Annotated in this window: 13 protein-coding genes and 1 other RNA gene; 5 read left to right on the forward strand and 9 right to left on the reverse strand. The window is 51.1% G+C overall.

The window, feature by feature from the left end:
• Window position 1: 1 nt before the first annotated feature.
• The 7 genes from carA to grpE all read right to left on the reverse strand — a co-directional run bounded on the left by carA (window position 2) and on the right by grpE (window position 8,444).
• Window positions 2-1,132, reverse strand: coding sequence for a glutamine-hydrolyzing carbamoyl-phosphate synthase small subunit (gene carA, locus CCY32_RS11175; protein WP_088330728.1), 1,131 nt, complete (start codon window positions 1,130-1,132; stop codon window positions 2-4).
• Between the two features lie 607 nt (window positions 1,133-1,739).
• A complete protein-coding gene (gene dapB, locus CCY32_RS11180; protein ID WP_088330730.1) occupies window positions 1,740-2,540 on the reverse strand; it encodes a 4-hydroxy-tetrahydrodipicolinate reductase in 801 nt (266 codons plus the stop codon).
• 116 nt (window positions 2,541-2,656) lie between these two features.
• Window positions 2,657-3,367: a transporter substrate-binding domain-containing protein gene (locus tag CCY32_RS11185; protein ID WP_088330732.1), complete on the reverse strand. Its 711-nt coding sequence runs from the start codon at window positions 3,365-3,367 to the stop codon at window positions 2,657-2,659.
• Window positions 3,368-3,374: 7 nt separating this feature from the next.
• Window positions 3,375-4,163, reverse strand: a complete 789-nt coding sequence (locus tag CCY32_RS11190; protein ID WP_088330734.1) for a prolyl oligopeptidase family serine peptidase — start codon at window positions 4,161-4,163, stop codon at window positions 3,375-3,377.
• Window positions 4,164-4,432: 269 nt separating this feature from the next.
• Window positions 4,433-5,566 carry a molecular chaperone DnaJ gene (gene dnaJ, locus CCY32_RS11200; protein ID WP_088330738.1) on the reverse strand — a complete coding sequence of 378 codons (1,134 nt, stop codon included), beginning with the start codon at window positions 5,564-5,566 and terminating at the stop codon, window positions 4,433-4,435.
• Window positions 5,567-5,774: 208 nt separating this feature from the next.
• Complete coding sequence (dnaK, locus tag CCY32_RS11205) at window positions 5,775-7,715, reverse strand: molecular chaperone DnaK (protein ID WP_088330740.1); 1,941 nt, start codon at window positions 7,713-7,715, stop codon at window positions 5,775-5,777.
• Window positions 7,716-7,829: 114 nt separating this feature from the next.
• A complete protein-coding gene (gene grpE, locus CCY32_RS11210; RefSeq protein ID WP_088330742.1) occupies window positions 7,830-8,444 on the reverse strand; it encodes a nucleotide exchange factor GrpE in 615 nt (204 codons plus the stop codon).
• Between the two features lie 231 nt (window positions 8,445-8,675).
• Here grpE and nadK point away from each other — a divergent pair, with 231 nt between their 5' ends.
• From nadK to bamE, 3 genes are all read left to right on the forward strand, one after another.
• On the forward strand, window positions 8,676-9,557 hold the full coding sequence (gene nadK / locus CCY32_RS11215) for an NAD(+) kinase (protein ID WP_088330744.1): 882 nt from the start codon (window positions 8,676-8,678) through the stop codon (window positions 9,555-9,557).
• 181 nt (window positions 9,558-9,738) lie between these two features.
• A complete protein-coding gene (gene recN, locus CCY32_RS11220; RefSeq protein ID WP_088330746.1) occupies window positions 9,739-11,394 on the forward strand; it encodes a DNA repair protein RecN in 1,656 nt (551 codons plus the stop codon).
• 152 nt (window positions 11,395-11,546) lie between these two features.
• Window positions 11,547-11,906 (forward strand): outer membrane protein assembly factor BamE, encoded by a 360-nt coding sequence (gene bamE, locus CCY32_RS11225; protein ID WP_088331045.1) that lies wholly within the window; start codon window positions 11,547-11,549, stop codon window positions 11,904-11,906.
• A 25-nt stretch (window positions 11,907-11,931) separates the two neighbouring features.
• Here bamE and CCY32_RS11230 read toward each other — a convergent pair whose 3' ends face one another.
• Window positions 11,932-12,300, reverse strand: coding sequence for an RnfH family protein (locus CCY32_RS11230; RefSeq protein WP_088330747.1), 369 nt, complete (start codon window positions 12,298-12,300; stop codon window positions 11,932-11,934).
• Window positions 12,290-12,727, reverse strand: a complete 438-nt coding sequence (locus CCY32_RS11235) for a type II toxin-antitoxin system RatA family toxin (RefSeq protein WP_088330748.1) — start codon at window positions 12,725-12,727, stop codon at window positions 12,290-12,292. The genes CCY32_RS11230 and CCY32_RS11235 overlap by 11 nt, the downstream gene beginning before the upstream one ends.
• 448 nt (window positions 12,728-13,175) lie before the next feature.
• On the opposite strand from CCY32_RS11235, the gene smpB reads away from it, so the two are divergent.
• Both smpB and ssrA read left to right on the forward strand, forming a co-directional pair.
• Complete coding sequence (smpB, locus tag CCY32_RS11240; RefSeq protein ID WP_088330749.1) at window positions 13,176-13,655, forward strand: SsrA-binding protein SmpB; 480 nt, start codon at window positions 13,176-13,178, stop codon at window positions 13,653-13,655.
• Between the two features lie 110 nt (window positions 13,656-13,765).
• Window positions 13,766-14,126, forward strand: a transfer-messenger RNA (tmRNA) gene (gene ssrA, locus CCY32_RS11245).
• Window positions 14,127-14,134 lie beyond the last annotated feature (8 nt).

Genomic DNA, 14,134 nt, shown 5'->3' on the forward strand with positions numbered 1-14,134 from the left:
GTTACTTGCTTGCTTGGATAAGTTCGATGAAATGATCAAACAGTGGTGCGGCATCGTGGGGACCCGGACTGGCTTCGGGATGCCCCTGGAAACTGAAAGCCGGCTTATCGGTGCGGTGAATGCCTTGTATTGAATCATCAAACAGTGACACATGGGTCACTTTAAGGGTCTCTGGCATACTCACTTTTGCCACGGCAAAGCCATGGTTCTGACTGGTGATCATCACCCTGTCGTTGGCAATGTCTTTTACCGGATGGTTCGCACCATGATGGCCAAACTTCATCTTTTCTGTTTTTGCACCACTGGCCAGTGCCAGCAGCTGATGGCCCAGACAAATACCAAAAATGGGCAGGTCTTTACTCAACAGCGTTTTAATGGCCTCAATGGCATAGGTACAGGGCTCAGGGTCGCCCGGGCCATTAGATAAAAACACGCCGTCAGGGTTCATCGCCAGTACCTCTTCAGCACTGGTTTGTGCCGGCACCAATGTCAGTCTGCACCCCCGGTCCACCAACATCCGCAAAATATTGCGTTTGGCACCAAAATCATAGGCTACCACGTGATAAGGCAAGTCCTGACGGTTTTCATCATGCCCTTTGCCCAATTGCCAGCTACCGTGGTTCCACTCATACGCTTTGTCTGTGGACACCACTTTGGCGAGATCCATACCTTTTAACCCGGGAAACGCTTTCGCTTCTTCCAGTGCCCTGGCCTGATCTAATGAATCTCCTGCCATAATACAGCCATTCTGCGCGCCAGTTGTGCGCAGAATGCGCGTCAGACGACGCGTATCAATGTCGGCGATACCAAGAATATTGTGTTGTTTCAGATAGTCAGACAACCCCTGCTGATTGCGGAAATTGCTGGCAATAAGCGGCAAATCTCGGATCACCAGGCCTTTAGCCATGACTTGGTGTGATTCGGTGTCTTCTTCGTTAGTACCGGTATTGCCGATGTGGGGATAAGTGAGGGTTACGATCTGCTCGGTGTAAGAGGGGTCGGTCAATATTTCCTGATAACCTGTCATGGCAGTATTAAATACCACCTCCCCAACTGCGACACCTTCAGCTCCGATGGCGGTACCTTTAAAGACAGAACCGTCTTCAAGGACCAAAAGGGCGGATTTAGTCAAGTCAACCTCCTATTCGCTGCCCCTGCGGCAAACGGCAGGGGGAGACTGGCAACTCAAAAAAAACGGGCGTAATCAGTTTCAGAATCTGAAAGCTGGCTACATCCCGTCTACTTGTTTTTGCTGACTATACAAGCCGGACACTCCGGTCAAATGCAAAAATTTGGCAAATTCTGGCTAGTCTATATTAAAACCCTTTTTTCGTCCATTATGATTTGCTAAACAATGTAAAATAGACGTTACTGGTGCTTTTTAACGCCAAATAGCTAAAACTTGTGGATTTATCGATCTGCAGAAGTTTATTGCTTTACACTTTTGCAGCTGGCCTGGCCATCTGGACTGTGTCGTAATGCAAGCACTAAAGACACGGTAATACACGCCACCGTGCTGTTTTATGCTATTCGGCGCAGGATTAGGCGATTGACTTTGCCAAGCGGACACTGTGCTTGCTGGTTGTTGATCCAAACCGCATCATTACCTGATTTTTTCTGCCGCAACAAAGACGGCACTCCCCTACCCCCCTAATAATCGGAATAGTTGTCATGATGGGTAACAAAGTGTGAAAAAACAGGTACGCCAGCACACCGGCTTTATCCGCCGGCGCGTTTGTTTACTCCAGTCCCAGCACTTGCTGCATGGAATACAAGCCCGGCGGCTTGTCCTTGAGCCAGGTGGCTGCCCGGACTGCGCCCTTGGCAAAGGTCAGGCGGCTGCTGGCTTTGTGGGTCAGCTCAAGACGCTCACCTATATCGGCAAACATGGCAGTATGTTCACCCACGATATCCCCTGCCCTGACGGTGGCAAAGCCTATTTGCTGCTGAGGTCTCTCTCCGGTATGACCTTCACGCCCATACACAGCGTCTTTGTTTAAATCTCGATCCAGTTCATCGGCAATCACCTCTCCCATGGCCACGGCGGTACCCGAAGGGGCATCGACTTTGTGCCTATGGTGAGCTTCTAGTATTTCAATATCACAGCTGTGTCCCATCACACGGGCGGTCTGACGTAAAAGGTTTAACAACAGGTTCACGCCTACGCTGTAGTTAGCGGCAAACACCACGGGGATCTGCTGAGCAGCCTGATTAAGCAAGCCTTTTTGTTTATCGCTCAGTCCGGTCGTGCCTATGACAACAGGTTTATTATGTGCGATACACCAGTTCAGATTGCCCTCAAGGGCCTCTGGCAAGGTAAAATCTATCATCACATCTATGCCATCGGCCTGGTGTTCAGGCGTATCGGTCACACTCAGGCCTTGCTCACCAATACCGGCAAGTTGTCCGGCATCCATCCCTATCCAGTGAGATCCCGAGCGCACGATAGCAGCACCGAGTTCTACCTCGGGCACAAGATTGACTGCTTCAATGAGTACCCGGCCCATACGACCGTTGGCGCCAAAAATTCCGGTTTTCATTAGGCTTTTTTTCTGCGTGAAATCATGTCAGGCATTGTGCCCTAAAAGCGCACCAAAAATCAGCCTCCAATTCATCAGATAGCTCTGCTAATTAGGCTGTTTGGCTATATTTCATATCAGGGGCGGGTTTGGCTGTGGAATTGTGATAGCAGTCCCGAGCGTTTCATCTTATCCAGTTCTTTGTTGAATGCCTCAGCCAGGGAAGCCTCCCAGAACACGCCCGGATAGCTGGTGTGAGGAAAAACATTGTGGACATTAAGCTGGTCCTTGCCGTAGTTCTTGTGGCTGAAATACTCCAGCACTTTCCTGTCGCCAACCACCACATCTACCTTGAAGTTTTTCAGCAGATCCAACTGCCTTTCCCGATCGGCCATTTCCATATAGGCATCTTGCTCCAACACACTGGCAAAAACAGGCCCCAGCACATCACTGGCTTTTTGATATGCCACGATAGACTTCCCTTTCAGATCCGCTATGTCATCGATGGTAAAATCAGTTTGTATCGAGGTCACCGCTACGTCCTGGATTTCCAGATAGGGATCGGTCAGGTAAGCATCCGGTAAATCAAAGGCCATGGGGCTGATGTAATCGAGCTCTTTTTGACGAAATTTTTGGATAAGACGCTCGTAGGCATAAAGCTCGATTTGCACCTCAACATCCAATTGCGCGAAGATATGCCTGAGGATGTCATAATCAATGCCCATCAGCTCACCTTGCTCGTTGGCATAAGCCCAGGGCGCAGAATAGTGCAGACCAACCCGCAGCTTTTCTGGTTGCGCCGATGCCGCCATGACAACCCATGCCAGCAGAAAAACAAAAATTCTCATCAAAACCTTATGCCCCTTTTTGCTGTGCAAACAGCCAGGCGAGTAACTCTGGCTCTGCAAAAGCCTTGTCCCAGCTGTTATGTCCGGTCTCACTGTAAAGCGTCAGTTTGGCGTTACCACCATGCTGATTAATCGCCTCTACCATTTGCACAGAAAGACTCGGCGCCACAACCTTATCTTCTTCACCATGGAATGCCCATAACGGTAAGCCCTTGCGATAATACGCCGCATTGTCGGGGTTTCCGCCCCCACATATGGGAATGGCGGCGGCAAACATCTCTGGCCGCCGGGCGAGGATCTCATAGGTTCCCATGGCGCCCATAGACAGTCCGCCTACATAGATACGCTGTTTATCCACGTAAGTCCTGGCGCTGAAATCTTCGAGCAAGGCGAGCACCCCCTGCATGGCTATGGTCGGTGGAGCATTGACCGATGCAAACTCCAGCGCTAAAGGCTGAGTGTCGCGGGTCACGTTAACCTTAGCCCAGTCATCATTTGTGCTGGCCTGAGGAAAGATGACAATGGCAGGATAGTCACGCCGGCTAGCGCTATCGGCGAACAGGGCCGCGCCATGAGTAAGCTGAGCCTGATTATCCTCACCCCGCTCCCCGGAGCCGTGCAGAAAAAGAACCAGAGGATAGCGCTTTTCGGAGTTGAAATCGTGAGGATACATTATCCTGTAGGACAACGTTCCTGCGCTATGTTGCAGGCGTTTCGCCTGATAAAACTGTTCGGGCTCAGCCTGGACCATGTCCATCATCAACACTCCGAGTATAATTGCCAGAATCCTTTTCATTTTTATCCCTTTGTCTTTACCACTTCGTTATTCAAGCATGAGTCGCGGCGGTTTGAAAGAAATTTGAAAGGCCTTTCACGCTCATTAACCGTGCAGCTGCGTACCAGAAAAATCTGCTGATGATGACGTTGTTTGCGATTAAGGTAGCGATAGATTGCAGTAAAAATAGACATTACAAACTGGCATGTCATCGGCTCTGCTCTTCCATCAGACACAAAAAAAGCCCCGCCAAATGACGGGGCTTTTTTAAATGCACGACAGGCTGGCTGTTAGTTGGTCAAATCATCAAAGAACTTCTTCACGCCATCGAAAAAGCCTTTCTCTTTAGGGCGGTATTTGGCGGCTTCATCGCCGGTGCCCATAGACTTATCCAACTCTTCTAACATTTCCTTCTGCTTCGCGTTCAGGTTCACCGGGGTTTCCACCACCACTTTGCACATGAGGTCGCCGACGGCGCCGCTGCGAACCGATTTCACGCCTTTACCGCGCAAACGGAACATGCGTCCGGTTTGTGTTTCCGGTGAGACTTTGAGCTTCACCTTACCGTCCAGCGTGGGCACATGGATCTCCCCGCCTAAGGCTGCCCGGGTAAAGCTGATGGGCACTTCACAGTAAAGATTATTGCCATCACGCACGAAGATGGGGTGGTCTTTGATGTGTACCTGTACATACAAATCACCCGCCGGACCGCCCATTTCACCGGCTTCACCTTCACCAGAAAGACGGATTCTGTCACCGGTGTCCACACCGGCTGGGACTTTAACAGACAGGGTTTTGCTTTTCTCTACGCGGCCCTGACCATGACATTTGCGGCACGGATCAGAGATGATTTTGCCGCGCCCGGAGCAGGTCGGACAGGTTTGCTGTACGGCAAAAAAGCCCTGACGCATCTGTACCTGGCCCTGACCGTGACAGGTAGGACAGGTTGTCGGGCTACTGCCTTTCTTCGCACCGGAACCATCACACTCATCACAGCCGACCAGGGTGGGAATACGGATCTCGACATTCTTTCCGCGAACCGCTTCTTCAAGGCTCAGTTCCAGGTTATAACGTAAATCAGACCCCTGACGGGCGCGGGATTGCTGACGGCGACCGCCACCAAAGATGTCACCAAAGACATCACCGAAAATATCTCCGAAGTCAGCATGGCCACCGCCATGCCCTCCTCCCCGATTAGGATCCACTCCCGCATGACCGTATTGATCATAGGCGGCGCGCTTTTGGGGATCGGTTAATACTTCATAGGCTTCCTGCGCTTCCTTAAACTTTTCCTCAAGTTCTTTGTCCCCTTTGGTCCGGTCAGGATGGTATTTCATGGCCATGCGCTTGTAGGCCTTTTTGATATCGCGCTCAGAGGCGTCTTTAGCAACCCCTAGGGCTTCGTAATAATCTCGCTTCGACATACTGTTTGCTTGCTCCCCATGTATACCCAAATCATCTCAGCAACGTGGCATGCACTTCGAGGTCATTTGGGTATAAAAACTCGGGCGCAAAAAGGAATTTCCCTATGCGCCCGATGTTACCGGCAATCACCATGTGACCGCATTAAACCTGGCTTTGGCAACATCGCATGTTTGCGAAAATGTGCTGCCAATCCAGGTAATCGATGACTTAAGAGGACTTTTTATCGTCGTCTTTCACTTCTTCAAATTCAGCATCGACCACATCGTCGTCGGCTTTGCCGGAAGAGGCTTGCTCTTCTCCAGCCGCGGCACCTTCAGCGCCTTCGGCTGCTGCTTTTGCCTGCGCCACTTCCATCAGTTTGGAAGAAGCCTGGATAAGCTCCTGGGTCTTGGCTTCGATTTCAGCTTTGTCATCGCCTTTAATGGCGGTTTCAAGTGCAGAGACTGCGGCTTCGATTTGTGACTTATCGTCATCACTGAGCGCGTCACCGGCTTCTTCAACCTGCTTGCGGGTGGAGTGCACCAGTCCGTCAGCCTGGTTGCGAGCCTGCACCAGTTCCTCAAACTTCTTGTCCGCTTCGGCATTGGCTTCGGCGTCCTGTACCATTTGATTCACTTCATCTTCAGACAATCCGCTGGACGCCTGAATGGTGATCTTCTGCTCTTTACCTGTGTCTTTGTCTTTCGCTGACACGTGCAAAATACCGTCCGCGTCCAAATCGAAAGTGACTTCAATCTGAGGCGCACCGCGCATGGCCGGGCGAATACCTTCAAGGTTAAACTGACCCAGCGACTTGTTACCGGCAGCCTGCTTACGCTCCCCCTGCATGACATGCACAGTCACCGCTGACTGGTTGTCTTCTGCTGTCGAGAACACCTGAGATTTCTTGGTTGGAATCGTGGTGTTTTTCTCAATCAGCTTGGTCATTACACCACCCATGGTCTCAATTCCCAGAGACAGCGGGGTAACGTCCAGCAGCAGAACATCTTTCACATCACCGGCCAGTACACCACCCTGGATAGCCGCACCTACGGCAACCGCTTCGTCAGGGTTAACGTCACGACGTGGCTCTTTACCAAAGAACTCGGTCACATACTTTTGTACCAGTGGCATGCGGGTCTGACCGCCCACCATGATGATGTCCTGAATATCAGAAACAGACAGGTCGGCATCTGCCAGGGCCTGCTTGACCGGTCCCAGAGACTCTTTCACCATGTCTTCCACCAGTGACTCCAGCTTGGCGCGGGTAACTTTGATGGTAAGGTGCTTAGGACCTGAGCTGTCGGCAGTAATATAAGGCAGATTCACTTCTGTCTGCTGTGCAGAAGACAGTTCAATCTTGGCTTTCTCAGCCGCTTCTTTAAGACGCTGCATCGCCAGTGGATCTTTACGCAGATCCATACCCTGATCTTTCTTGAATTCGTCAACCAGGTAAGTGATCAGACGGTTATCAAAGTCTTCACCACCGAGGTGGGTATCACCATTGGTCGCCAGTACTTCAAAGGTGTGCTCACCTTCCACTTCATCAATTTCGATGATAGAGATATCGAAGGTACCACCACCTAAGTCATACACTGCCACCACGTTGTCGCCTTTTTTCTTGTCCATACCATAGGCAAGGGCGGCAGCTGTGGGTTCGTTGATAATACGCTTCACTTCAAGACCGGCGATGCGACCGGCATCTTTGGTTGCCTGACGCTGAGAATCGTTAAAGTAAGCAGGAACAGTGATAACTGCAGCCGTTACTTCTTCGCCCAGGTAGTCCTCGGCGGTCTTTTTCATCTTCTTCAGCACTTCAGCTGACACCTGAGGAGGCGCCATCTTCTTGTCGTTCACTTCAACCCAGGCATCGCCATTGTCGGCCTTGATAATGCCAAATGGCATGATGTCGATGTCACGCTGAACTTCTTTGTCTTCCCAGCGACGACCAATCAGACGCTTGATGGCGAACAGGGTGTTTTTAGGATTGGTTACCGCCTGACGTTTAGCAGGCTGACCAACCAGGGTTTCACCGTCTTTAGTGAATGCGATAATTGAGGGGGTGGTACGGTCCCCTTCCGCGTTTTCAATAACGCGAGGCTTATCGCCATCCAGAACGGCAACACATGAGTTTGTTGTACCTAAGTCAATACCAATGATTCTGCCCATTAGTCCACTCCAAAATATTCGTTAATTCCAGTTGCTACTTTTGTGGGGATGGCTGTGCTTGTTTTCAATAACAAGGGCAAAAAAATCCCCAGTAAATTTGTGTCTTTTTTGCGATTACGCCTCTGTGTCGACACCGGCTTCCGGTGCACGAGACACCATGACCATGGCCGGACGCAGTAAACGGCCGTTGAGCTGATAACCTTTTTGCATTACCGCCAGCACAGAGTTTGGCTCCACGTCTGCGCTCTCCTGCATCGACATGGCCTGATGCAGATCCGGGTTGAAGGCTTCACCCTGTGGATCAACCACCTGCATGCCGAATTTCTCGATGGTGGCAATAAAGGACTTATGCGTCAGCTCTACCCCTTCAATCAGCGGCTTGACCGCCTCGTTGCTGGCATCTGCCACTTGCAGTGCGCGCTCAAGGTTATCGATAACGCTAAGCAATTCGCCGGCAAAACGTTCTAAGGCAAACTTTCTGGCCTTATCAATTTCCGCTTCGGCCCGTTTGCGGGCATTATCTGCGTCCGCTCTGGCGCGCAGCACCGCGTCTTTCTGGTCTCTGATGGTGGCTTCAGCCTGTGCCAGTGACGCTTCAAGCTCAGCAATACGCTGCTGCTCTTCGCTGTTCGCGACCTCTTCCTGGCTGCTATGTTCAGCCTGGGTGTCTTGTTGATTTTCCGCTTCCGGCTGCTGCTCGTCTTGTTTTGGCTGCTGCTCGTTGCTCATTCGGCTCTCCGTCTATCTGAGTCTGTCATTCGGGTTGCAGCAGTAAATGGGGTTGGATTGCAACGATTCAAGGTTTTTTTGCAACTTTGTGTCGAGCTTATGGCTCTTGCATTATTTATGGCGACAGTTACCCTCTTTGTGATTAGGATAAAAGGCGTTATTTGATAACAGGTTTCCCGCGCCTGATCCCCTTTTACACACTTTGCGGCAACTGAAACTGGGCCTGTAGCCATGCACGAGCGCTTTAAAACCATTGGATTAATTGGCAAACCTGACCATCAGGGGGCAAATGAGAGCCTCAGGGCGATCTACAACTACCTGACCCAGAATCAATACCGGGTGCTGATAGAGCAACAGGTGGCGGCAAAATTTGATGACGACAACCTTGAAGTGCTGGACATTGTTGGCATTGGCAAAGTGGCCGATCTGGCGATTGTGGTAGGTGGTGACGGCAATATGCTGGGTGCAGCAAGAGTGTTGTCGCGCTTCAACGTCGGTGTTGTGGGCGTCAACCGCGGTAATCTGGGGTTTTTAACCGATATCCATCCGGATAATATTGAAGCCCAGCTTGATGACATTTTCTCTGGCAATTACGTGACCGAGCAGCGCTTTTTGCTGGAAGTGGAAGTGTACCGTCACGACCAGCTTAAAAGTAGCAACGCAGCAGTAAACGAAGCGGTCGTGCACCACAGTGAAGTGGCCCACATGATGGAATTTGAAGTGCACGTGGATGACCAGTTTGTTTTCAGTCAGCGCTCCGATGGCCTGATCATTGCCACACCGACCGGTTCAACCGCCTATTCTCTGTCCGGTGGTGGCCCAATTCTTACCCCGAATCTGGACGCGCTGACCCTGGTGCCCATGTTCCCTCATACCCTGAGCAGCCGTCCGCTGGTGCTGGATGCCAACAGCGAGATACGACTGGTTATATCTCAGGACAACACCGAAACCCTGCAGGTGAGCTGCGACGGACATGTAGTATTAAGCGTGTCGCCCGGCGATGAGATACGCATTCGCAAAAACCCCTACACCCTGCGCCTGATCCACCCCAAAAGTTACAACTACTTTAGTGTACTAAGGGCTAAACTCGGCTGGGGCAGCAAGCTGTACTAAAGAGGCTGAAGCGCCCCCTGAATGGCTGCACACTTTAAGAGACTGACACAGGGCCTCAGTCAGCCTTAGCGAGCACCGCAAATTTACCTCTCTGTTGATAAAAAATCCTTTGCTTCATCTGGACAACACAATTTAACTGTATATAGTTACAGTTAACTGTACATATAAACAGAGGTTCAGAATGCTGGTACAACTCTCTATTCGTCACTTTGCTATCGTTCAGTCTCTCGATATCGATTTTTCCAGCGGTATGACCGCAGTAACCGGTGAAACGGGCGCAGGTAAATCCATTGCCATTGATGCCCTTGGCTTGTGCCTGGGTGATCGCGCCGAAGCGACCATGGTCAGAAAAGGGGCCAGTAAAGCCGAGATCATCGCAACCTTTACCCTCGATGATCTGCCCGCTGCCAGAGCCTGGCTGCACGAACAGGACATGGACACCGAAGAGTGTATCATTCGCCGGGTTATCTCTGCAGAGGGCCGTTCTAAAGCCTATATCAACGGTGTTCCCGCCTCATTGCAGCAACTCAGGGGGTTGGGAAGTCTGCTTATCAGTATTCACGGTCAGCATGCTCACCAGCAATTGCTAAAAGCCGATAACCAGCGGCGCATTGTGGATGAATTTGCCAGTCATCGGCCTTTGCAGGATAAGGTTCGCCAGGCCTATGATAGCCTTCAGCAAAGTAAACAGGATTACCAGGCGCTGTTACAAAATCAGGAACAGAGACAGGCCAGGCGCCAGTTGCTGGAATATCAGGTTCAGGAATTAAATGAATTTGCCATCGAAGAAGATGAATTTGCCCGTCTGGAGACCGAACACAAACGCCTGAGCCACAGTCAAAGCTTGCTGGAGCAATCGCAGCTCAGTTTTCATCAGCTCTATGACGCCGATGAGATCAATGCCCTGGCCTTGGTTCAGCAGGCGGTAGACCGGCTGACAGAGCTACAGGAGCAGGACTCCACGCTGGTGCCCATTATTGACTTGTTATCTGAGGCCAGCATTCAGATTGATGAAGCGGCCGTGCAATTGCGCGATTACGTGGAAAACCTGGAGATCGACCCGCTGCGCATGCAGCAGGTGGAAGAGCGCTTTTCAAAAGCCATGGAACTGGCGCGTAAGCATCAGGTTATGCCCGAGGAACTGTACCAGCATCATCAAGGGTTACTGCAGGAGTATGCTCAGCTGGAGCAGGATGATGATCGCCTTGGCGAGCTTGCCGACAAACTGCAAGGTCTGAAACAGGCCTATCTTGAGCAGGCACAACAGCTCAGTGCGTCCCGACAGCAGGCGGCGAACAAGCTGGCTGAAGAAATTCAGCAGCGCATCCGTCGTATGAATATGGCGCAGGCCACCGTGCAGGTTGAGGTAGAATTTGACCCCAGTGCCAGTATGAGCCGGCATGGACTGGATCAGATTCATCTGTTGGTTGCCACCAACCCTGGTCAGCCCCCGGAAGCGCTGGAAAAAGTCGCCTCTGGCGGTGAGTTGTCACGTATTGGCCTGGCGATACAGGTGATCACCAGCCATCAGGTACCGACACTGATTTTTGATGAAGTTGACTCGGGGATCAGCGGCCCAACCGCGTCTGTTGTCGGTCAGCTGCTGCGCAAGCTGGGTGAAAAAGCCCAGGTACTGTGCGTTACCCACCTGCCTCAGGTAGCAGCTTGTGCCCATAACCAGATGCTGGTCACCAAATTCAGTGATGGTAATACCACCGAAACCCATATGCAGGCACTGGAACAGGAACAGCGGGTAGAAGAACTGGCCCGTCTGTTAACCGGTGACAAGCTCACTTCAACCGCTCTTGCCAATGCCAGGGAACTTCTCGGCCAGTAAAGGCTCTTACCAGCGGTCTCTCCTCAGCATGCAGGTTGCTGCTGAGGAGGCACTGTAACGACGCCCACTTATTTGTATCCCTTGCCGATCTGGCGTAGACAGTTTCCCGGCAAAAAGTTAGGATGCAGCCACTCAGTGAACACCGAATGACTATGACCTATAAAAAACTCTTAATCTGCTTAGTTCTTTTCACCAGCTTGCAAGCCTGTCAAAGCTGGATCTACCGTATCGACATTCCTCAGGGTAACTACCTGGATCAGGATGACATTGACAAACTGCGTGTGCAGATGAGTAAAGAGCAGGTAGCCTTTATTCTCGGTAAGCCGGTTGTTGAAGACACCTTCAATGAAAACACCTGGTACTACGTATACACCATGAAACGGGGTATGGGTGGCAAGAATGTACGTAAAGAACTGATTCTGGAATTTAAAGACGGCTTGTTAACTTCAATGGAAGGTGACTTTGAAAAGCCGGAAAACTTCGAAGTGCCTCTGGATCAACAACCCGAATAAACACCTTCCCAGGCGAGGCTGATATTTAATCAGCCTCTTTCGTTTCTTTTTCACGGCGTTTAAGCGGATTCACCCGCCCACCCGTTACTTTATCCGCACGGCCTTCCTGTTTCGCTTTTTCAGCACGTCGACGACGCACTTCTTTGGGATCCGCAATCAGTGGCCGGTAAATAGCGATGCGATCGCCTTCTTTGGGCTGATCATCCAGCTTACAGGTCTTGTACCAGATGCCGACTTTACTTTGTTGCAGATCAATGTTTGGAAAACGCCGCAAGATCCCCGAGGCCTTAATCGCCTGCTCGACCGTAGCGCCCTGCTCGACCACGACTTCCAGCAGCGCTTGTTGGTCTGGTAACGCATAGGTCACTTCAAGGCGAATTTGCTTATCGGTCACCGTACACCTCCTTTGCCCGCTGCGTAAACGCCGCCACCATATTACTGGCAATACTGCTGAAGATTTTACCAAAGGCCGCCTGCGCCAGGCGACTGGCAAACTCAAACTGCAGATCCAGTTCAATTTTACAGGCATCGGCGGAAAGCGGCGTAAAGCGCCAGCCACCGGTTAAATGGCTGAAGGGGCCTTCGATCAGCTCCATGCGAATATATTCCCCGCGCTTGAGTTGGTTTTGCGTGGTAAACCACTGGCGCAGACCGCCTTTACTGATCAGGATTGAGGCCTTCATACTGTTGTCATCCGCATCATGCACCCTGGTTTCGGCACAGCCTGGCAAGAACTGGGGATAGGCATCCACATCATTGACCAAATCAAACATGGACTCAGCACTGAAACTTACCAGTGCACTACGATTCACATTCGCCATCAAAACTCCTTTACTGCGCCCTATCCGTCACGAGCACCATAGAACTGCGGCATGGCGGGCAGCCGCAATGCAAAAAATTCGTTGCAGTATAACCCCAAGTCACTTTAAAGTGCAGGCCCGCAAACGATGCGGATGAACAATACACAAAGCCTGAACACCTTATTCCACGTTAAGGTCTGCCGAACCGGGTAAATTCGACAAAGCGCAAAGGCCCTGCTCAAAGCCCTAACGGACGTGAATGGGTTACTGAACTTGGCACAAACAGGACTGTTAAGCCGACTCGGTATGGGTATTTTTCAGCGGGTTTTGACGACATCTTCGCGCAGCAGGCTTGTTGGCATAGCAGTAAAAGTCTGACCACCTGCTTTTTTCCCGCTCTGGCTTAAAAGCCGCGTGTTAACAGGCGCAGACGCTCGCATATTAAGGCAACTTGGGTATAATACGGCCGATGAACAAGAAGACGAACAAATCCAAACAAAGCAGCACCATAGCGCTGAATAAAAAGGCCCGCCACGAGTATTTTCTTGAAGATAAAATTGAAGCGGGCATCTCATTACAGGGCTGGGAAGTCAAAAGCATTCGCGCCGGTAAAGTCAATCTGGCAGACAGCTATGTCATTATTCATAACGGTGAAGCGTTCCTGCTGGGTTGTAGCATACAGCCCTTAAAAGAGGCCTCCAGCCATGTGGTCTGCGATCCCGATCGCTCACGTAAGCTGTTACTCAATCAGCGCGAGATCAACCGCCTGATTGGGGCCCGTGAGCGCCAGGGCTACTCTATTGTTGCCACCGCCATGTACTGGAAGAAGTGCTGGGTGAAAGTGGAAATTTACCTGGCCAAGGGTAAACACAATCAGGACAAACGCGACACGGTGAAAAACCGCGACTGGGCGCGCCAAAAAGAACGTATTATGAAACACAGCGCCTGAGGGCGCTGGTGATTCTATGCGCAAACCCATACCAGGCCGCTAATTATTTTATTCACCTTCACTTGAATATGGTACTATGGGGCCTCATATAGAGATATGTGACAGATTTCGGGGCTGATTTTGGATTCGACAGGATTCTAGACACCCGAGGTGCATGCAGAGGAGCGGTTGGCCTCTTTAAAAAGCCGCATTTAAAGTAGTCGCAAACGACGAAAACTACGCTCTCGCCGCTTAATAACCGGCCGTGAGCCCTTCCACTCAGACTTCGTTCATGGGTAGAGGTTCGGAAGGTCATCCACATGAACTAGCGAGGGAAACCCGCCTGGGGTTGAACCGCGAAATAGAATCAGGACCGCTATGAGAAATCCTGTTTGTCGGAGTTCGAAATAGTTAAATAAAAGACAAAATAAGCATGTAGTACCAACGGTAGACGCTTTCTGGACGCGGGTTCAAGTCCCGCCAGCTCCACCAACACAAAC

The sequence above is a fragment of the Lacimicrobium sp. SS2-24 genome, from assembly GCF_002201535.1.
Lineage (GTDB): Bacteria > Pseudomonadota > Gammaproteobacteria > Enterobacterales > Alteromonadaceae > Lacimicrobium.